The organism is Dyadobacter sp. CY356, from assembly GCF_021440195.1.
Lineage (GTDB): Bacteria > Bacteroidota > Bacteroidia > Cytophagales > Spirosomataceae > Dyadobacter.
The window spans coordinates 261,273-282,693 of sequence record NZ_JAJTSZ010000002.1; the positions used below are offsets into that span (position 1 = coordinate 261,273).

General features: G+C 39.2%; 18 protein-coding genes and 1 pseudogene. 13 read left to right on the forward strand and 6 right to left on the reverse strand.

What is annotated here, in order from left to right; all coding sequences use genetic code 11:
- Positions 1–10 precede the first annotated feature (10 nt).
- Positions 11–1,075, forward strand: a complete 1,065-nt coding sequence (locus LXL81_RS07350; RefSeq protein ID WP_234646079.1) for a hypothetical protein — start codon at positions 11–13, stop codon at positions 1,073–1,075.
- Here LXL81_RS07350 and LXL81_RS07355 read toward each other — a convergent pair.
- From LXL81_RS07355 to LXL81_RS07365, 3 genes are read right to left on the reverse strand one after another with little or no spacing between them, the layout of a single operon-like run.
- Positions 1,064–3,157 carry a ComEC/Rec2 family competence protein gene (locus LXL81_RS07355; protein WP_234646080.1) on the reverse strand — a complete coding sequence of 698 codons (2,094 nt, stop codon included), beginning with the start codon at positions 3,155–3,157 and terminating at the stop codon, positions 1,064–1,066. The two genes, LXL81_RS07350 and LXL81_RS07355, sit on opposite strands and share 12 nt — an antisense overlap.
- A gap of 9 nt (positions 3,158–3,166) precedes the next feature.
- Positions 3,167–4,501 (reverse strand): M43 family zinc metalloprotease, encoded by a 1,335-nt coding sequence (locus LXL81_RS07360; protein WP_234646081.1) that lies wholly within the window; start codon positions 4,499–4,501, stop codon positions 3,167–3,169.
- The gene (locus tag LXL81_RS07365) at positions 4,482–5,429 is read right to left on the reverse strand and encodes a PhoH family protein (RefSeq protein WP_234646082.1); all 948 of its coding nucleotides are present in this window, start codon (positions 5,427–5,429) and stop codon (positions 4,482–4,484) included. Before LXL81_RS07365 ends, LXL81_RS07360 begins: the two co-directional genes overlap by 20 nt.
- A 237-nt stretch (positions 5,430–5,666) precedes the next feature.
- Between LXL81_RS07365 and dnaB the strand changes: the two genes are divergently transcribed.
- Entirely contained in the window at positions 5,667–7,298 is a 1,632-nt protein-coding gene (dnaB, locus tag LXL81_RS07370; RefSeq protein WP_234646083.1) for a replicative DNA helicase, read from the forward strand.
- A gap of 146 nt (positions 7,299–7,444) precedes the next feature.
- Here the strand turns inward: dnaB and rlmD are convergent, their stop codons facing one another.
- Positions 7,445–8,848: a 23S rRNA (uracil(1939)-C(5))-methyltransferase RlmD gene (rlmD, locus tag LXL81_RS07375; RefSeq protein ID WP_234646084.1), complete on the reverse strand. Its 1,404-nt coding sequence runs from the start codon at positions 8,846–8,848 to the stop codon at positions 7,445–7,447.
- A gap of 60 nt (positions 8,849–8,908) precedes the next feature.
- Here rlmD and LXL81_RS07380 point away from each other — a divergent pair, with 60 nt between their 5' ends.
- The 7 genes and pseudogenes from LXL81_RS07380 to LXL81_RS07405 all read left to right on the forward strand — a co-directional run bounded on the left by LXL81_RS07380 (position 8,909) and on the right by LXL81_RS07405 (position 16,286).
- Complete coding sequence (locus LXL81_RS07380; protein ID WP_234646085.1) at positions 8,909–11,116, forward strand: gliding motility-associated C-terminal domain-containing protein; 2,208 nt, start codon at positions 8,909–8,911, stop codon at positions 11,114–11,116.
- A 206-nt stretch (positions 11,117–11,322) separates the two neighbouring features.
- A pseudogene (locus tag LXL81_RS29295) lies at positions 11,323–11,688 on the forward strand (type II toxin-antitoxin system VapC family toxin); the annotation flags it as partial.
- Positions 11,689–11,741: 53 nt separating this feature from the next.
- Positions 11,742–12,164: a DoxX family protein gene (locus tag LXL81_RS07385; protein ID WP_234646086.1), complete on the forward strand. Its 423-nt coding sequence runs from the start codon at positions 11,742–11,744 to the stop codon at positions 12,162–12,164.
- A 386-nt stretch (positions 12,165–12,550) separates the two neighbouring features.
- Positions 12,551–12,961: an Rrf2 family transcriptional regulator gene (locus LXL81_RS07390; protein ID WP_234646087.1), complete on the forward strand. Its 411-nt coding sequence runs from the start codon at positions 12,551–12,553 to the stop codon at positions 12,959–12,961.
- Positions 12,962–13,029: 68 nt separating this feature from the next.
- Positions 13,030–13,683: an NAD(P)-dependent oxidoreductase gene (locus LXL81_RS07395; RefSeq protein WP_234646088.1), complete on the forward strand. Its 654-nt coding sequence runs from the start codon at positions 13,030–13,032 to the stop codon at positions 13,681–13,683.
- Between the two features lie 320 nt (positions 13,684–14,003).
- Positions 14,004–14,441 (forward strand): SRPBCC domain-containing protein, encoded by a 438-nt coding sequence (locus tag LXL81_RS07400; RefSeq protein ID WP_234646089.1) that lies wholly within the window; start codon positions 14,004–14,006, stop codon positions 14,439–14,441.
- A 513-nt stretch (positions 14,442–14,954) separates the two neighbouring features.
- On the forward strand, positions 14,955–16,286 hold the full coding sequence (locus LXL81_RS07405; protein ID WP_234646090.1) for a porin: 1,332 nt from the start codon (positions 14,955–14,957) through the stop codon (positions 16,284–16,286).
- Between the two features lie 73 nt (positions 16,287–16,359).
- On the opposite strand, the gene LXL81_RS07410 is transcribed toward LXL81_RS07405, so the two are convergent.
- The gene (locus LXL81_RS07410) at positions 16,360–16,815 is read right to left on the reverse strand and encodes an SRPBCC family protein (RefSeq protein ID WP_234646091.1); all 456 of its coding nucleotides are present in this window, start codon (positions 16,813–16,815) and stop codon (positions 16,360–16,362) included.
- Positions 16,816–16,938: 123 nt separating this feature from the next.
- Positions 16,939–19,062: a Tex family protein gene (locus tag LXL81_RS07415; protein WP_234646092.1), complete on the reverse strand. Its 2,124-nt coding sequence runs from the start codon at positions 19,060–19,062 to the stop codon at positions 16,939–16,941.
- A 170-nt stretch (positions 19,063–19,232) separates the two neighbouring features.
- Between LXL81_RS07415 and LXL81_RS07420 the strand changes: the two genes are divergently transcribed.
- From LXL81_RS07420 to LXL81_RS07435, 4 genes are all read left to right on the forward strand, one after another.
- The gene (locus LXL81_RS07420; RefSeq protein WP_234646093.1) at positions 19,233–19,826 is read left to right on the forward strand and encodes a peptidylprolyl isomerase; all 594 of its coding nucleotides are present in this window, start codon (positions 19,233–19,235) and stop codon (positions 19,824–19,826) included.
- Positions 19,827–19,895: 69 nt separating this feature from the next.
- Positions 19,896–20,363, forward strand: a complete 468-nt coding sequence (locus LXL81_RS07425; protein ID WP_234646094.1) for a hypothetical protein — start codon at positions 19,896–19,898, stop codon at positions 20,361–20,363.
- Positions 20,364–20,374: 11 nt separating this feature from the next.
- The gene (locus tag LXL81_RS07430; RefSeq protein ID WP_234646095.1) at positions 20,375–20,800 is read left to right on the forward strand and encodes a DUF2141 domain-containing protein; all 426 of its coding nucleotides are present in this window, start codon (positions 20,375–20,377) and stop codon (positions 20,798–20,800) included.
- 164 nt (positions 20,801–20,964) lie between these two features.
- Positions 20,965–21,339 carry a VOC family protein gene (locus LXL81_RS07435; protein ID WP_234646096.1) on the forward strand — a complete coding sequence of 125 codons (375 nt, stop codon included), beginning with the start codon at positions 20,965–20,967 and terminating at the stop codon, positions 21,337–21,339.
- Positions 21,340–21,421 lie beyond the last annotated feature (82 nt).

A 21,421-nucleotide genomic window follows, 5' to 3' on the forward strand; every position in this document is an offset into this window, starting at 1 on the left:
TATCTTGCCGATGATCCTTTTTATTTCATCAGCAATCGTTTCATTTGCTCAAAATGAACCTGAAATTATTTTGCTCCCCAAAGATGCTTCCTCTGTTATGAAAGCAAACAAATTTTTTGTCCAGAATGTCGAAGATAAGCGAAAAATTAAGGGTGCGGGTATCGGTAAAATAATTGTTTTTGGAAAAGAAAAACCTGTTTCTCTCGCCAATTCGGTAGAAAAAGAACTTATGTCGTATTGGTCTTATACGGCGCCAAAAAGAAACAATGATTATTTACCGCTATACATTTCCGTAAACGATTTCCAGATCAACGAAAAACGTGCAGGCCCCAATAAGGTAACGGGAGACATTAAACTGGAAGTAACTTTCAGATATTATCGCAATATGGTGCCGGTCGAGCTTACAAATTATCAGACTTCCGCCGTATATACGCGCCCGGAAAAAGGTTTTGATTATCCTAAGCTTGTCAAACAACTGCTGGATCCCGCATTAATGCATTTTCAGAAATGGCAGGTTTCCAATACCGGAAAAAATGCGGCTCTGGCCAAAAATCTGAAACTTATTTTCAATGAAATAACATCAACGGATAAGTCTGATACCGTTTTTTACAGTATTCGACGCCCTTTGGTATGGAGTGATTTCCAGGGCCAGAAAAGCAGACCGGGAAGCCGTTATGCAGCTGCTGTTTTTACCAGTTTTTCCTATGAGGGGCACTCCTATCCAAAAGATAACGATATCGTTTTACAGCTTGATCTGAAGACTTTCATGGTTAAGAGTATGTCGTGGGGACTGGCAGAAGCAAAAAACGCAGGTACATTGCGTCATGAACAGCTTCATTTTGACATCACACGAATTGTAGTAGAACGCTTTAAAAAACGACTGGAAGCAGCAGAACTGACCATAGAAGATTACGACAGCGAAATTCAATACCAGTTTCTGGAAGCATTCCGTGAAATGAATGTCGAACAGGAGGCTTATGATAATGCAACCGGCCACGGATTAAATGCCGGAGAACAGGCAGCATGGGATCGAAAAATTTCGAAAGAAATTCTGGATATTTATTCAAGGCAATAAAATTGCTCCATCAGTCAGCAGATTATGCATCTGACAATTCTCCTGTGCAATCAGATCTATCCATCGTTGCTGTGTCTTTCTTTTATTTTCTCCGCTCAACAGGAAAACGGTGTTTTTATTGGCTTGAATTCTTTTTATTCCGGGATAACGTGGTGAGGAGATTATGGCGTAATCCAAAGCAGCTTTGGTAGGAATATAGAGGCCACTGTAAATTAATTTTCCGTGCCAGTAAAATAAATTACCCAAAGCCAGCTTCCTCTTGTACAGGTCGCCAACCTGTTCTACCGGAGAATTGTTTACAAAATTAGTTTCCGTAACTCCTTCACTGACAGCATAGTTTTTAATATAAAATTTAAAAGCATTGGTATCCATTTCAAATGCTTTATCAGAAGCAAAATACATTTTATTACCATCCTTGAAGCTCATCACAGTATGTTTGGGAACCGCATGAATCATTCCTTTTGGTGTGACATATTGCTGAATGCTCATGGAAGACGAATAGAGGATAAAACCGAAAACTAAAAGCACTGCATATTTAATTTTGTAAAATTCACGGGAATCATACGCATGCCAAAACATAAACAAGACAGCATACAATACCAGGACTTCCACCTTATCCAGATATAAGTTTTCTATCAGATAGCCAGGCAATACCTTGGGAACAGTAACAGAGAAATTAGTCAGATAAGATAGAAAATCTACGATATGCCCGATCATTAAATTTAAAGCTGCAAATGGCAAGAGACATGTTAAGAGCAGGAGAAGCGCAGCAGGTAAAAGCAGATTTGTTAATGTGATCACAAAAGGATTTACAAGCCAGAAATAAAATGGGAACTGGTGAAAATAATAGAGACTTACCGGAAATGTCGCGAGCTGAGCGGCAAAAGAAAGTGCGGTTATTTGCCATAAATATTTCGTTACCCTGTTCGAAGGACTCCATATCGTTTCAATTGGTTTATAGAACAGAAAAATCCCGGTCATAGCCAGATATGATAGCTGGAATCCAACATCGAACAATGCCTGCGGATCGATGAGCAGAATAATTAAAGCAGATATTGCAAGTGTGTTAATACCATTATTCTTTTTGCTGAAAACCTCTGCCAGAACGAAAACGATACACATCAATGTCGCTCTTAGGACGGAAGGCGCCAGGCCAGTTACAAGCGCATAAAAGCACATGAGCGAAATTACAATCGTCAGATAAACGAATTTCCCTCCTCTTAATCTCTTAACCCAACCCAGCAGAAACGTGATAACCAAAAATATTATCGCCACGTGCATCCCGGAAACCGATAAAATATGGACTGTGCCGGAAGTTGTATAGTCGTCAATCTGATCCGAACGAAGATCGTCGCGGCGGCCAAGGAGCATTGCTTTTACCAATCCGTATGACTTTTCATCTTTGAGATTTGTCCTTAATTGCTTGTCTGCCCACTCCGACACCTGAATACTCCAAAGTTTAACATTTCCAGATATGTCGTTATTTCTTATAATCTGATAAGAACCTTCCGGCAAATAATCAGTCCAGACAATTCCTTTGTTCCACAAATATCGCTTGTAGTCAAATTCGTGAGGATTCATGGGAGGATTTGGTAACTCCGGGTTTCCTTTAACAATTAAAATGTCATGAGCAGCAGGTACCTGTGCGGAAGTTAGCGGAATACTCAAAAGAGCCTTCACATCCACTCTGAACCATTTTTTATTGATATTGATGCGTTCTATTAAAACGTCAACACGTAAAGATTTAGCTCGCTTTTCGGATAGCGACATTACCACGGCTTCGTAATAGTCGTATTTATTTTCAGTCAGTTTTTCTACATCCTGTTTTAGATCAATTTGATGTAAACCAATACACAACATCCCGGAAAATGATAGAAACAGCAAGAAGCTTATTGCGTAAGCCGGGTACTTTCTCTTTTGATAAAACCAAAAAGAAACGGCCGCAATCAACAGTATTACAGCCGTTTCAAAATAAGTAATTGAAAGAATATCAAGAAAGTCCGGAGAAATCAAACCATCTCCTGCTAAAATTCCGAGAATAAAAAACAGCACAAAACTTACAAAAGGAACACGTGGCAGCATACTGCACTGTCATTTAATTACGATCCTCTTTGTGACGGTTTCTTTGTCTGTGGTCACTTTTAAATAGTATAATCCAGTCTGAAATTTATTTACATCGACAAAAATTTTCCGACTCCAAACATCTGTAAAGTTCTGATATTGAAGAGGATTTCCCAGCTGATCATATAAAGTAACAGAGAAATTCTGATAGTCAGCAAAACGGACAATGGCGTTAAGTTCAGTACTTGCCGGATTTGGAAAAACATCAACAAGAAGATTATCAGAAGGATCTAGCCTGCCAATTTTTGCTGATTCAACCAGTTTAATTCTTCGTGGGCTCAAAGCTAAAACCGCCTTCATTCGCGCCAATTGATCGGCAGTAAAAATATTCATACATGAATCCGGAGAGTAATCCATGTAATTTTCAATCATATTTCGGGTCCTGAAACCAGCACAGTTTGAATATTTATCAGTACAAACGGTCGTTTGATTGGAACCTTCAGTAGGCGGAGTATCTGCGCAAAAGTCATTGCCACAAAAAGCATCGCCCCAGGTATGAATCAAACCCAGCCAATGGCCGATTTCGTGTGTTGCAGTTCTTCCGAGGTTATAAATTCTGCTCGTGTTTGTAACGCTGTTCCTGCCAAAATAACGGAAATCAATGATAACTCCGTCCGTCTTTTCGTATAGTTCATTGTTAGTTGTCAGTCCGTCAACACCCTCCACGGATGGAAATTGGGAAATGCCTAAATAACTGTCAATGAACCTGCAAGTCCAGATATTCAGATATTTATCCGACGGCCAGTAAACGATACTCGCAAGCAGGTCGTCATCGGTAATCGGATTAAAAAGACTTCGTTCTGTATATTGTGTTCTTGTAATTCCGGTTGTGCTTTTTCCATTGTCGTCATATTCTGCCAGATAAAATTCGATACCTGCATCCACGCCAACAGGGTCAGCATTGAAACCGTTGGTACCAGACTTTCGGCGATAATCCTCGTTCAAAACGGCAATCTGACTACGGATTTGCTCGTCGGAAATATTCGGATTGTTTTCCCCACCGATTTTACCCATTGCGCCATCATATACGACATGGACCACAACAGGAATTCTGATAACCTCATCGGTCGCAGCTGTACGCAGCCGCGACCGATTGTTTTGTAAATATTCCTGAATTGCTTCTTCTGTTTTAATTTTAGAAAGCTGATAATCAGGATTTTTCTTCGCTCTGATAACATCCCGCTCATGAGTTACACAGCGGATCAATAAAGAATCTGCTGTTTGCGCATCGCTTTGCATTGGATAAAAGAACCCAATAATGCCCAAACCGATAAGAATGTTAAATTTAGCTCTCAGCTTTTTCATATGCAGCCAGAATGTCCTTAACCAAGCGGTGGCGCACAACATCAGATCCGTCAAGCTCAACGAAACTGATTCCTTTTATCCCTTTCAAAAGGGTCAGCGAATCTATCAGACCCGATTTCAGGTTTTTGGGAAGGTCAATCTGCGATTTATCTCCCGTAATAATTGCCTTGGAACTTGGACCCATCCTTGTCAAAAACATTTTCATTTGCATAGGCGTGGTGTTCTGTGCCTCATCAAGCAAAATAAACGCATTGTTCAGTGTCCGGCCTCTCATATAAGCGAGCGGCGCGATCTCGATCGTCCTGTTTTCCAGATATAATTTCAGCTTTTCCGGAGCGATCATATCGTCCAGCGCATCATAAATTGGTCTTAAATATGGATCTATTTTTTCTTTCAGATCGCCCGGTAAAAACCCTAAATTCTCCCCTGCCTCAACCGCCGGACGCGTGATGATAATTTTCTTAACCTCTTTATTTTTCAAAGCACGAACCGCAATCGCCACCGCCGTGTATGTCTTCCCTGTTCCCGCCGGCCCTACTGCATAGACCAGGTCAAATTTTGCAGCTGCCTCAACCAATAATTTCTGATTTTGCGTTTTTGCTTTGACAACCAGACCTTTATTTCCATAAATGATAACATCGGCATCATCTTCTGCGTGATGGACGGCTGGTCTGGAAATACCGTTCAGATAAACTTTAACATTTTCATTGGTAATTTTTCCATATTTCTGGTAATGAGCAACCAGCGAATCAAGTATATCAGTGATACGCATAATTTCAGGCGCTGTACCCTGAATACGGATTTCATTTCCACGGGAAATAATTTTGCTTTTAGGAAAAGCCGCGGATACTTCTTTAATATTCGAATTGTGAATGCCCAAAAAATCGACCATAGAGACGTCTTCGAGCGTGATGATTTTTTCTAGCAAATGAATGATCGTTTTAGTGTTAATTGAATTCTCTTAAAATTTAGTAATAATAACCAACAATTTTTCGAATATGATGCATAATAAAAAATTTACCACTTCATTTTAACAACGTTAAATAAATATAAAAAGATCAACTATTTCATTATCAATTAACCAGGACTTTTTATAATCCGTAAAAAAAAATAGTTGTTGACACTTCCTTTTCTCACAGCTGCCTTATGATTAATTTTGTCTTACATGGAAAATGACAAGGCACCAAATCAATATACCAAAACAGGTAACAAAACAGGTTCTTCCAACGGAAGATCTGTCAACACACGCGCCCAAAGTTTTGACCAGAATTATGGCAAACTTCCGCCTCAGGCAACCGATCTTGAAGAAGCAGTTCTCGGCGCTTTAATGATTGAAAAAGATGCACTCACTGCGGTAGTTGACATTCTCAGACCGGAGAGTTTTTATAAAGATTCTCACCAGCGTATTTACAAGGCGATACTGACTTTATTTGCTGATTCTGAGCCAATTGACATGCTTACCGTAATTTCAAAATTGCGGAGCACAGGCGAGGTTGAGATCATTGGTGGAGCATCTTATATCATTGGTCTTACGTCAAAAGTTAACTCGGCGGCCAATATTGAGTATCATGCCCGGATCATTACACAGGCGTCCATAAGGAGGGAATTAATCACGATTTCTTCCGAAATCCAAAAGGAAGCTTTTGAAGATACAACGGACGTTTTTAAATTACTTGACAAAACAGAACAAGCACTTTTCCAGATCTCGGAATCCAATATCAAGAAAAATTACTCTGATATGGGTTCGCTGATGCGTCAGGCTTTGGAAGAACTTGATCAGAAAAAAAATAATAAAGATGGTCTGACGGGTGTTCCTTCAGGCTTTTCTGCATTGGACAGGATTACTTCTGGCTGGCAAAAAACAGAATTGGTTATCCTGGCAGCTCGTCCCGGTATGGGAAAAACGGCCTTTGTCGTTTCCTCACTTCGAAATGCTGCTGTGGATTTTAATATGGCCGTTGCGATCTTCTCTCTGGAAATGTCCTCCGTTCAGCTGGTGAATCGTCTGATATCCGCAGAAGCTGAAATTGACAGTGAAAAGATCAGGAAGGGAAGTCTTGCGCCGCATGAGTGGGAACAGCTTCACCACCGGATCCACCGGCTGACCAATGCGCCAATTTATATTGACGATACACCTGCCCTGTCCATTCTGGAGTTACGGGCCAAATGCCGTCGTCTAAAAGCGCAGCATGATATCCAGATGGTCGTGATTGACTATTTGCAGCTGATGACTGGTGATACGGGCGGAAAAGGTGCAGGTAACCGTGAACAGGAAATTGCAATGATCTCGCGTTCCTTGAAAAACCTTGCTAAGGAACTAGATGTACCTGTTATCGCACTGTCTCAGCTAAGTCGTGCTGTTGAAACCCGTGGTGGAGAAAAAAGGCCTCAGCTTTCAGATTTAAGGGAATCAGGATCTATCGAGCAGGATGCCGATATGGTTATCTTCCTTTATCGTCCTGAATATTATGGTATCACAGAAGACGAAACAGGAAATTCAGTAGCCGGTGTCGGTGAGGTAATTATTGCAAAAAACAGGGCTGGATCTCTGGAAACTGTGCAGTTGCGATTCATCGGTAAGTATACCAAATTCGCCGATCTTGATGCCCAGTTTGCACCTGCTCCATTTTCAGTTGACCGTCCGATTACAAATTCCAATCCAATTTCTTCTTTTGAAAGTCAGGGAAGAAATAATCCGGCAACAAATAATCCTGCTACGGGCGGAACACTTCGCAGCCGCGCCAATGATTTAAGTAATTTCGATTACAAAGGTCCGGATAGTGAGCCTCCATTCTGAGTTTCACCAAAATTCATGTTGATATTAAACAAAAAGTCGCCGGAAATATACTTTCCGGCGACTTTTTGTTATTGGTATAATACAATGACTATTACAATAATCTCCGTATTTCAATAGCATCTATATAGAAAAAATTCTATTAATAGCTATCTGTCTTTCCGAAGTAAAAGCGCAACATTCTCCACATGATGCGTATTGGGAAACATATCCACCGGCTGCACCTTTGTTACTTCATAATCATCAGACATAAGCAAAAGATCTCTTGCCTGCGTTGCCGTGTTACAGCTTACATAAACCACTTTGTCCGGCGCAGCTTTCAAAATTGTATCTATTACCGGCACATCCATTCCTGCACGTGGCGGATCGGTAATGATCACATCTGGTCTTCCGTGTTTTGCCAAAAAGGATTCGTTCATGATCCAGCGCATATCACCGGCAAAAAATTCTGTATTGGTAATGCTGTTCAAGGCAGAATTAATTCTAGCGTCACGAACTGCTGCTTCAACATATTCAACACCCACCACTTTTTTAGCTTGTCTGGCAACAAAATTGGCTATCGTTCCTGTGCCTGTGTACAAATCATAAACAGATTCATTTCCAGTCAATCCTGCATATTCCCTGGTCACCTTAAACAGATTGTAGGCCTGTTCAGAATTGGTCTGATAAAATGATTTCGGACCAACCAGAAAAGTAAGATCTTCCATCGTCTCACGAATCGTTGTTTCTCCCGAAAAATTAATTACCTCCTGATCCTGATATGAATCATTTCCTTTTAGGTTGACGATATAGTTCAGCGACGTAATTTCCGGATGCATGTCCTTCATGTAATTCATCACAAGGTCAATCGCCTCATCATTTTGCTCACCAAACTGGACGATAACCATAATATCACCCGTGTTTGCCGTTCTGACAACCAGGTTTCTTAGCGTTCCAACATTGTATTTAACATCATAATATGGAATGCCTTGCGCTTCTCCGAATGCGTGCAGGGAGTTTCTTAAAGCATTGGAAGGATCCGGCTGTAAATGGCATTTTTGAACAGTAAAAATTTTATCAAAACGTTTTGGAACGTGAAAACCTAATGCGTTTTTCGAAAATTTCTCACCCGAATCCAGTTGTTCCTTCGTTACCCAACGGTAATTGGAAAACGTGAATTCCAGTTTATTTCTGTAAAATGTAGTTTTGGGCCCGGCCAGGATTGGATTGATTTCAACATTTTTAATTTTGCCAATACGTTGAAAATGATCAACCACCTGCTGTCTTTTAAAACCAATCTGATGTTCGTAAGCAATATGCTGCCATTTACAACCACCGCAAACACCGAAATGCTGACAGTAAGGCTCCGCCCGTAATTTGGACAAAGAATGTATTTTCGTGACAATCGCCTCCTTTAATTTCTTTTTGGTCCGCACCACTTCCAGGTCCACTATATCGCCTGGTGCCACATCTCCTTCAATGAAAATTACCCCGTCTTCCGATTTAAATATACACTTGCCTTCTGCCGCGAAATCAGTAATTTCAACGTATTCATACCTGGTACCCTTTGACATTTTTTCCTTTTTAATTTCTAAACCTTATTATATCGCCTAATATCTACTGAAGCGTTTGCTATGAAAAACCGATTGATTTTATCCTTCGTACTTCTGTTATGCATTCTGGAAGCAAGAGCCACGCACATTGTGGGCGGACAACTCTTCATCACTGAAAACAAAAACAGCACATACAATTACAAAATCGGGCTCACCATGTACTTCGATGCACTCAATGGAAATCCTGGTGCAGAAGATGACGTTGTCTACATTTACGTGTTTCGAAAACGTGACAATGCATCTGTTGGTTACGTTTCAGCCCCAAAAATAGAACGAAAAAACGTCACCTACGCAAATCCGCAGTGTGGAATATCTTCGACCGAAACAATTATGATCACTTATTCCAGTGACGTTCGGCTCGAATCTTCCGCTTTCAACGATCCTGGCGGGTATTATCTGGTCTGGGACAGATGTTGCAGAAACGGTGCAATTACTAATATAAAATCTCCGGGAACGGCCGGCAGTTTGTTTTATCTTGAATTTCCGCCCATCGTTAAAAATAATATTGCTTTTAAAAATTCCTCTCCGGTTTTCCCGGCTATACAGGGGGATTATGCCTGCGTCAATTCTCCTTTCTTTTTTAATTTTGGCGGAACAGATGCGGATGGTGACAGCCTGTCATATAAGCTCATAACACCTCTGCAAGGATATTCAACTCAGGACCGGCCCAGTGTCCAGGCAATTGGCTCATCAAGTTATCCGACTTTAACCTGGATTGACGGAATCACAACCGCCAATATCATCCCTGGACCAAAGCCGTTGGCGGTGGATGCAAAAACCGGTATGCTGTCCGTAACGCCAGCAAATCTGGGGCTGTATGTTTTCGCAGTGCAGGTAGATGAATTTAGAAATGGTGTAAAAATCGGAACATTAACCAGAGACTTCCAGTTGAAAGTTGTTGACTGTCCGAAAATGAGTGCACCTCAGATTCTTTTCAAACCCAAGGGAAGCAGCACATTTTATAACAGCAACCAAATAATCACAATTAAGGATGGCGATCCTAATTGCTTCGAAGTTATGGTAACAGACCCAACGATCAATGATCTGATCAAAATTGAGGGACATGCCATCAACCAGACCACCGATTATTTTTCACTGTTTCCGCTGGAATATACAACCACCGTAGCAAACGATACCATGCGTTTTCAGGTCTGCCTCGATGAATGTTTTGTCACCTACGACAACCGCCCGATCCGTATCGAACTCATTGCGCAGGATCAGAGCTGTCCGGTTCCGTTGACGGATACGCTGGTAATTTATATCAGACGTACCAGCAGCGATAACAACGCGCCGGTCGTGACAACATCCCTGCAAACTGATTACGTGCATGTTACTGCCGGAACGCCTGTCAGTTTTACCGTTTTTGGAAATGATTCTGATACCGATAGCCTAAGCCTTTCCGGGGCCGGAGAAAATTTTACATTGTCTTCAAAATCGATGATCTTTAAAACGGTAAGTGGTAAAACTTCGGTTCAATCAGGTTTTACCTGGATTCCTCCCTGCAATGCGGTTGAAGGAGACACATTAAAAGTTGATTTTACCGCAGAAGATCTGCGTTGTTCCGGAAGTGGTTTACAATCGTCAAAAACCATTTATTTTATTATTGACCAGTCTCCAAATCATCCACCTGCGATAACAACCTCACTCGTGCAGCCAGAGGTAAGTTATACCCTGGTGACAACCGGAGGTATTTCATTTCAGGTCAAAGCCATCGATCCGGATACGAATACCATTTCTTTAACCGCGTCGGGAAGAGGTTTTGAATTAAAATCTGTCGGGATTTCATTCGAAAATAAAACAGGAATTGGGCAGTTGATATCAGATTTTTCGTGGTTTCCGGATTGTTCTCTCATGCGTGGCGATACGAACCAATCATTTACAATCGATTTTGTTACCAGAGACAAGAGTTGCACCGCCTCTCTTGACACCACATCAGTAACAATTTCTTTAAGTGATCTCGAAGCAAAATCTGAGATTGATCTGCCGAATGTCATCACGCCCAACGGAGACGGAAAAAATGATTGTCTGATTTTGCAAGAACTCCCGATCGGCAGCTGTAACGATGCGTTTAACGATGTCACAATTTTTAACCGCTGGGGAAAACAGATTTATTATTCAAAAGATAAATCGAAAGACTGGTGCCCGAATGATATTTCCGGCGGGTACTATTACTACGTTATCAAATACACAAAAAGCACATATAAAGGCGGGTTGACAGTTTTAAAATAACAAATAAAATGTGCCATTGATGTTTACCTAAACATTATTTATTTTGTCTTATAACTTCAAAATTATGGATGCAAAATCACATTCAGTTTTTAAAAAAAGGTTGTTAACGATGCGAAGGAATATTCAAATGGCATTAGCCCAAGCTGCCTGACAGAGTTTTTGTATCGTAAACTGTAAAATCGAGAGCGAACAATCAACCACTTTTCTCCTACTCATCTCGCATTCTTAGTTTAGCAAGGAACCCCAGATTTACGCTTCATACTTCTGCCGTCTGTTTAGCAATAACGTATTACTTTTCTGAAAAGAAATCAGGAAATGGTTCTGCATTGGTCAAAATAAAACTTCTTGCGGACCATATTCAAACTGCGCCGGTTACACACCGTGAAGTTTCAGCTATTACCTTAAATAAATCGATTATCGATTTTGAAGATAGTCTTCAGTACTACGCCGCTCTTCATGCGGGATGCACGTGTATTGTCACGGAAAATATTCCTGATTTTTATTTTTCCGAAAATGAAGTAATGGATTGCAAAACTTTTTTTTCTAAATATATGGTCGAAACGAAACCCTGAACAAAGTTTATTACTTTGCTATTTCAATTCTCAAACTCAACCTGAAAATACTTATGACTTCACCACAACAATTATCATTTCTTCTCGCTCGTCTTTCTGTTGGCATGAGTATGTTCGGTCACGGACTGGTCAGACTTCCAAAGCTTCATACTTTCAGCAACGGGATGGTCAGTCAATTTGAAAAGTCAATTTTACCACAAATACTCGTTACACCATTCAGCTACATGCTACCCATGGCTGAATTATTGGTTGGTATATTTTTGCTGATTGGTCTCTTCACAAAACAAACGTTGGTCGCCGGTGGTGTGGTAATGATCACACTTATTTTCGGAAGTTCAATGATTGAAGAATGGGGTGGCATTCCTTCGCAATTGATTCACGCTGCATTTTTTACAGTATTGCTATCCTTTGAAAAATCCTACAATAGTTTCGCAGTCGATTCTATATTAGCGCGTAATAGACAAGCAAATATTTAGGATTTAAAGATATGCGTTGCTCATGAATAACCAAATGAAAATTACTTTTTATACTATTATAACTTACTAAAAGTACTAATCATATAATATTAATTATATGATTATAAATACTTCACATTTCAATATTTTTATACATTTAAGAAGTATTTATAATATTATATTTTATAATCTTATCATAGGTATCATTAATATAATATGTACAATTTTGTTCTATGAGTAATTAATAATCAAAATGTTAGGTAAAAGAGACTGCTAGCATTTGCTTTATTAAATTATGCTGATAGTAGTATTTCTGAAATCAAAACATATTCAAAAATTTTCGTTGAATATGTTTTGATTCCAAATCTATTACTATACCTTTGTACTGTAATAATAAAAATTACAGTATGAGTAACGGAAAGTTTGCCATATCAGTTCACATTCTAACTTTGCTGGCAAGTGAGCCGGGAGTATACTGCTCGTCTGAATACCTCTCAGGCAGTATAAATATTAATCCGGTTCTGGTTCGCAAAGAATTAGTCAATTTACGAAATCATGGATTAGTTATAAGTAAGGAAGGAAAATCAGGCGGTAGTACCCTTGCAAAACCGGCAGAATTGATTGCCATGGCTGACATTTATGAGGCAGTTCGTGAAAAGCAATTTTTGGGAAAAAGCATAAATGAACCCAACCCTGCCTGCAACATTGGAAGGCAAATAAACGAGCATCTTGACGAGCTATATCTGGCCTCTGAAAGGGTGCTTATGCAAAGTTTGGAAAACATGACTTTGGCTGAATTCCTTCAAAAATTTGGCTAATTTTTTTAAACTAAACTGTAATGAATTACATTACAGTAATATCATTTTAAACTTAAAATTTGATCAGAATGAAAGTAGCATTAATCGGAGCAACGGGATTTGTAGGCTCACATTTGTTGACAGAATTGATAAACCGGGGACACGAAGTTACCGCAATCGTGCGCAGTCCCGGGAAAGTTACAGCAGAAAGTCCACAGCTTAAAATAGCGGAAAGTGATGTATTTGATGAAGAGAAATTGTCCGGATTATTGGCCGGAAATGACGTGGTGCTAAGCGCATACAATCCAGGCTGGACAAACCCTGATATCTATGCTGAATTTCTTAAAGGATCAGCGGCTATTCAATCTGCTACAAAGAAATCGGGAGTAAAAAGGTATTTTGTTGTAGGCGGCGCTGGCAGTCTTGAAGTTGCTCCCGGTGTGCAGCTCATTGACACGCCTGGCTTTCCGGAAGAAATCAAACCAGGCGCAAATGCAGCCCGGGAATATTATGGTATTTTAAAAAATGAAACTGAACTTGAATGGACAGTGATCAGTCCCGCGATTGAGATGCACCAAGGAACTGCCGGAATTCGTAAAGGCGTTTACAGAATCGGAGAAAACAGTCCCGTTTTTGATGAAAATGGCCGTAGTGTGATTTCTGTGGAAGATATGTCTATGGCCATTGTGGATGAACTGGAAAACCCAAAGTTTATAAACAAACGATTCACAACCGCTTATTGATCAATAACAAAATAGTTTTTATCAATGCAATTGTTGTCTTGTCAAAATCGGGCATCGTTTAGATTTTGCTATTTTATTATGATACTGATAAAGCTGAAACTTTCCAGGCAAATACTTCAATAAGCTCATAGACAGCGACTTAATATTGAATTTTTCGGCAGGATATTTGAACATATCCGAATCTTGCCTGATCAGGCCCGTTGAGATTTCTGCGGGCCTTTTTATGTGTATCTGGTATCATATAATAACTTGAATTGCCCTGGAATGGCATGATTTTTCTTTGTATTTTGTAAGAAATTTATAACCAAATTCAGTAAAACATGAACCGAGAACTCATAGCCACCACGTCAATTTCAATATTTTCCAGCCCGCTTGAAGTTTGGAAAGCACTTATTGACCCGGAAATTATCAAAGAATATATGCACGGAACTGAAACCCTGACAACCTGGGAACTTCATACTCCGATTACTTTCAGAGGCGAATGGGAAGGAGTACCTTATGTTGATAAAGGAGAAATTATCGAAATAATTCCGCAAAGAGTTTTGAGTTATACCTATTGGAGTCCCCTATCCGGAACAGAAGATTTCGAGGATAATTATTCGGTTATCACTTATCACATCTCTCCATATGATGACGAAACTACCCTAACGGTAACGCAGGATAATATCGCAGATGATGACAAAGTTATTGCGGCAGAGGAAAACTGGATGAAAACGTTAACGCATCTAAAAAAGATCCTTGAACTAAAATCCCATTAAATAACTGAACCGGTATTTCAACCAATTTATAGTCGGAATACCGGTCTTTTTTTTGTTAGAGTGCAAAATAACAAAATCACTTGCAAATTTTCGCAGCCAACCAGGCGAATACCCGACCATATTCTATTGTAGTTGTAATTATTTCATTCTAAAATTATTCAACTGCTTTTTAACTTTGTTTTTTTAGAACTTCTCTTCTAAAATCTTCCGCTTAACAATTCTAATTTCCTGTAAAGTCAATAGAATTTTTTTATTTAACAGGACTTCACATTTAAGTCTTAAACGATTATTGACGTTCTTTGTACTTTTTATCTGACATCAAACATTGTAAATACTTTTTTTAAGATTCTTTAATATTTTACTTTTTAAAAGTTTAATACTATTGATAATTTTAATATTTTACAAAAGTTTCAAAAGATTTATACTTCCAAAAAGTATAAATTCGTAAAGAACTTGTAAACAATGCGTTGAGGTAAATTTCAATCAATTACTGACACCATAAAAAGAATAATTTTGCAGTTAACAAAAAAATGGATCTTCGGATTTGTGTTTCTTCTTGTTCTATTAAAACCAAATATCTCCTTAGCGCAGCGTTTTTTAATGGATCTGGTTGATACCACTAATACGATGGGAAAGGGAATGTTATCAATTTACGAGCGATATAACCGCGTCCGGATCAGTGGCTATATTCAGCCTCAGTTTCAATTTGCCAATTCAAAAGGTGCGGAAAGTTTTGCAGGGGGAAATTTTTCTGAACTTTCCAGCAATCGTTTTATGATAAGACGCGGGAGGTTACGCGTTGATTATGCCCATTTAAATGAAAAAGGTGAGCCAACTTCCTACTTCGTTTTTCAGTTTGACGGAACAGAAAGAGGCGTTGCTATCCGTGATTTCTGGGGAAGATTTTATGAAAATAAATTCAAACTTTTTGCTCTGACAACTGGAATGTTTGCCAGGCCTTTTGGCTTTGAAGTAAACCTATCTTCGGCCAATCGTGAAAGTCCGGAAAGAGGAAGAATGTCACAAATATTGATGAAAACGGAGCGTGATATTGGTGCCATGCTGACAATAAATAAGCGGGATAAGAACGGACATCCTTCGGATTTCAAACTGGATATTGGCGTATTTAACGGCCAGGGAATGTCGGGGCCAACGGATTACGACAGCCACAAAGATGTGATTGCCAGGTTTAGTATGAAGCCAAAAAAAATCAATCCTGCTTCTCCTGTCTTAATTTCTGCTGCTGTTTCGGGATATGCCGGCGGGATAACCAGTCAGTCTGATGTTCTGTATAAAGTTCATAGAAAAAACGACACGTATGAGATGGTTCGTGACAGTTCTAAAAGTAATTTCGGCAAGGCTGCTCCAAGAAACTATGGCGGTGCTGACGTTCAGTTTGTGATCCCTAACAAGCGCGGACAAACTGAATTTCGGGCAGAATACATTACAGGAAAGCAAACTGCTACGGCTTTTAGCAGCGAAACGCCAGGGACATATCCTGCAACCAATGGCATAATGGGCCCTTTATACACCAGGAGTTTTGACGGAGCTTATTTTTATTTTCTTCAAAATCTCAATAGTGTTGATCACGAAATTGTGATAAAATATGACTGGTATGATCCCAACAGAAAAATTTCTGGCAAAGATATAACCGCAGCGAAAGGTTTCAGCAAAGCCGATTTGCGCTACAATACGCTTGGAGTCGGTTATGTTTACCGCGCCAATGAATCTCTGAAATTTACATTTTATTATGACTTTGTCAAAAACGAAAAATCAGGTTTGGCCGGTTTTACGGAAGATGTAAAAGACAATGTTTTTACCGGCCGTGTTCAGTATAACTTTTGATATATAATAAAAAAACCAGTTTCGGGAATAATTCCGAACCTGGTTTTTTACATTTAATAAAGCCATTCAATTTTCAGGAACCAAAGCGCTCGGTCAATATCTTCTTTCTGTAACTAAAAATTCCCTTCACTTCATTATTGACAAAAACAGAATCTACAATATCACCCAGGAACCATAGTGGCATTTTGTAGTTTAAGATATCTTCCATTAAAACACCACCCTCCACTTCGGTGAAATGATGCTGATGGTGCCAAAATGCATAGGGGCCAAATCGCTGCTCATCGATAAAATATTTTCTATCTTCTACGTGCGTAATTTCTGTACACCATTTTAAAGGAATTCCCAAAACCGGTTTGACAGTATAACGGATGATTTGTCCAGCGTACATTTGTTCTCCATGATGTTTCGATGTTACAACAAAGTCCATATGTGGCGGCGTTATTTCTTTCAGGTTTACAGGATTTGAAAAAAACTGCCAGGCTTCATCCAGAGAAATGGGTAGCTGTTGGGTAAAATATAATTCTTGCATGAAATAAGTCTGAAAATATAGTTTTGAGTTTTAATCAAAAAGTAAAAACCGTGCCCTGATTTTTGAAATATCACTATTTAATCGTTTTGACAGCATAAACAAATTCTATTGGATTGTTGCTGGTCAATTCACACCTTTCATACTAAGTGCTATTCTTTTTCTCCCCAAATCAACCTCCGTCACTTTCACTGTTACAATTTGTTGTAGCCTGACAACTTCATTTGGATCTTTGACGTAACGATCGGCCAATTGAGACAAATGAACCAGCCCATCCTGTTTCACACCTATATCTACAAAAGCACCAAAAGCAGTTATGTTGGTAACAATTCCCGGAAGTATCATACCAACGCGAAGATCATCCGGTTTTCTAACAGAACTATCAAATTCAAACTTTTTTACCGGCGTTCTCGGATCGCGAGATGGTTTTTCGAGTTCCTGTAAAATATCTTTTAACGTCGGAAGTCCCACGGCGTCAGATACATACTTCGACGGATTGATTTCTTTGCGTAATTCCGGTTTCTGAACCAGATCTTTCACCGTAGCACCAACATCTTTGGCCATACGCTCAACAATTGGATAACTTTCCGGATGTACTGCACTATTATCCAATGGATTAGCTCCATTTTCGATACGAAGAAACCCGGCGGCTTGCTCAAAAGCTTTTGCTCCTAACTTTGGCACTTTTAAAAGTTGCTGACGTGATTTGAAATCTCCGTTTTTTGACCTGAAATCCACGATATTCTGCGCCAGAGCGGGTCCCAGACCCGAAACATAGCGCAATAAATGCTTACTTGCCGTGTTGAGATTTACGCCTACGGAATTTACGCAGCTTTCTACGACTACATCCAAAGCATTCTTCAATGCTTTTTGGTCAACATCGTGTTGGTACTGGCCAACGCCAATTGACTTCGGATCAATTTTTACTAATTCCGCCAGCGGGTCCATCAAACGGCGGCCGATAGAAACCGAGCCACGAACCGTAACATCCTTATCCGGAAATTCTTCCCGCGCCACATCCGACGCTGAATAAATAGATGCACCCTGTTCGCTGACACTGAATAAACCGATCTCATCCGACATTTTCATTGAGGTCAAAAGTTTTTTGACAAAATCTTCTGTCTCCCGGCCAGCCGTTCCGTTACCAACAGCTATCGCTTCAATTTTAAATTTCTGAATCAGATCAGATAAAGTGGCATTTGCTTCATTGGATTTGTCAAATGGATAGATTACTTTGTCCGATAGCAGATTTCCCTGGCTGTCCAAAACTACAACCTTGCATCCCGTACGATAACCCGGATCGATGGCCAGAACATTTTTTTGTCCAAGCGGAGAAGCGAGCAATAACTGCCGAAGATTTTCAGTAAAAATCTGGATAGCATACTGGTCTGCTCTTTCCTTGGAAATATTTGTAAATTCTGTCTCAATTCCTGGTTTGAGCAATCTTTTGTAACTATCACGAATGGCGGTTTCTATCTGATCCTTACTTCCCGGTAAACCTTTCACAAAAATCCTGTCAAGATTACTGAGGGCCTGGTCTTCGTCTGGTGAAATATCAACACTCAAAAAACCTTCTTCTTCTCCCCTTCTCAACGCTAACAATCGATGCGAGGGAATTCTGGAAAGTGGCTCCGAAAATTCAAAGTAATCGCGATACTTTGCACCTTCTTCCTCTTTCTTTTTTTTGACTTTTGAAGTGATTACCGCACTACGCTGAAAAACAGATCGAACGCGACTACGTGCATCCTGATTTTCACTGATCCACTCAGCCATGATATCGCGGGCACCCTGCAAAGCATCATCCGTACTTTCGACCTGATCGTTCAAATAGGATAATGCCTTTCTTTCAGGATCCGGTTCCCGACCTTCAAAAATCAGCTTAGCCAACGGTTCCAGACCTTTTTCGATCGCCATGGAAGCGCGGGTTTTTCTCTTTTGTTTGTAGGGTAAATAAAGATCCTCCAATTCGACAAGCGAAAAAACGCCTGAAATTTGTTTTTTAAGCTCCGGAGTCAACTTTCCTTGTTCTTCTATATTTTTCAGGATTGCTTCCCTTCGTTTTTCAACTTCCTGTTGTTTTTGGTAAGCATCTTTTATTGCTCCGATCTGCACTTCATCCAGTCCGCCGGTCGCCTCTTTCCGGTATCTGGAAATAAAAGGAAGTGTTGCACCTTCATCAAATAATTGTATGGTATTACGAACTTGTTTTTCAGAAATACTGGTTTGTTGCGCAATAAAGGGGTAATTCATATTAATATTTTCGCTGTATTACTATTTTGTAAAAGTAACGAGGTATTAGCTTATTTGCTCAATAATATAAGCAGATTATAGGAAAGAATTATTCATCCAAAAAATATCAGAATATCCACCGATTGTGATGAAATTTTGTATTTCTTGCATGAAACAAAAATTGATAAAGAATGAAAAGTTTCAAAGTAAAAATCTTACTTCTTCTGTCAGCGTTGTTGTTTTCAACTTCTTTTGCGTTTGCTCAAAAAGTTTTGGTCAAGACAGAAATTGGAGATATTGTTATTCAACTAAATCCGGAAAAAGCACCAATAACCGTCAGTAATTTTCTTAAATATGTGAATGCAAACCGATATGACGGGGCAACATTTTACCGTGTCGTCAGAATGGATAATCAGGCTGATAAAAAGATTAAAATTGAAGTAATTCAGGGTGGGCTTGGCGATGATTCTACTAAAAACTTCCCGAGAATCAGGCATGAATCTACCAACATTACCGGACTGAAACATTTAAACGGAACATTATCCATGGCAAGGAATGCCCCTGGGTCAGCGGGCTCAGAATTTTTTATCTGTATAAATGATCAGCCAGAACTTGATTTTGGAGGAAAAAGGAATCCGGATGGTCAGGGTTTTGCGGCTTTTGGAGAGGTGATTACCGGAATAGATGTTGTTAAAAAGATTCAGACCAAAGAAACAGGAATTGGGGAAGATAATCAAAAACTAAAACAACCTGCTAAGATAATATCGATGCGTATCATAGATTAATTTTTCAATGAATGGTCCATTAAATTAGATATATCCAAGTTTCTTTACAAAAACCAACTTCGCAAGAAAATGATCGTATTGCTTGTACTTCTTATTTCCTTTGCACTTAGTTGCGGTTTGTTTGAGATAATTTCAGGGGATCCCAACTTGCTTTTCAGTGGAAATATTGCCCTGTGTATTATGCTCTTATTTACCGCGATCGGGCATTTTAAATTTCCGGAAGGTATGGCCAAGATGATTCCATCATTTATTCCTTTAAAAAAAGAGCTTGTTTTTATTACCGGAATTTTGGAGATTCTGGCCGGACTTGCACTATTGTTACCCCAATTACGTTTTTCCTCGGGAGTTTTTTTAATACTTTTTTTAATAGCCATACTTCCCGCAAATATTTATGCGGCCATTCATCATCTTGATTATCAAAAAGGTACGTTTGACGGTAATGGACTGAAATATCTTTGGTTCCGGATACCAATGCAGCTTTTCCTTATAGGCTGGGTATGGTTTTTTGCAATATTAAATACATATTATTCGCTTTAAATTACTCATAAATGAAAATTGTTCACACTGCCAACTTCGCAATATTACTTTTCTCTTCATTATTTATTAATGTCAACAGTAAGCAAACTGTGCTCGTAAGTAATTTGCAAAATAAAACAGGCCGACTTTTCATTGCATGGTATAGCACTGCCGAATCATTTCCTGGACAAGATCCTGATTTCTCGAAGGAAATTGACGTAAAAAATTTAACCGAAATCAGTATACCATTTGATGAAATACCTGACGGGAAATATGGTATTTCTATTTTCCTGGATGAAAACAACAATGGTAAAATTGATCTTAATTTTTTAGGAATTCCAAAAGAAAAATATGGTTTTTCCAATAATGTATTTCCTCTAACACGGGCCGCGAATTTCGAAGAGGCCGCGTTTGAAATTCAGGGAAAATCCACTGTTATTCCAATCCGTCTGAAATAATTTATATCAGATTCAGGTGTTTTTTGCCAGCAATTATTGACTTTCAATAGCGAAATGAATCGTATAATCTGCTCGTATTGATCAGTTATAATTATTGAAATTGATGATTAAGTTTTAATCAATCCTCTATCTTTAAGTCAAAACTTAAAAAAATATCACAATTTATGCAATCATCAATTTTAGGGTTAAGAACAGCAATTTATAAGGTCAGTGATGTCGACGCGGCAAAAGATTGGTATGCAAAGGTTTTTCAGACAAACCCTTATTTTGATGAGCCGTTTTATGTTGGTTTTAATATTTCAGGTTATGAACTTGGGCTACAACCGGAAGAAAATTCTGAAAAGGAAAAAACCGAAAATGTGATTATGTATTGGGGAGTTAATGATATTGAGAAGGAATTTAACAGGTTTGTTGAAGCCGGCGCAACGGTTCATGAAGAACCGACAAATGTTGGCGGAGAAATTATGGTTGCTTCTGTAAAAGATGCCTGGGACAATGTCATCGGCCTGATTTACAATCCTCATTTTCAGTTGCCATAATCTGCTGACAAACTAATATTCAAGATTTTCCTTTTTTCAGGAATATAAACGGCCATGGTGATGTTCTGATAAAAAAGAAAAT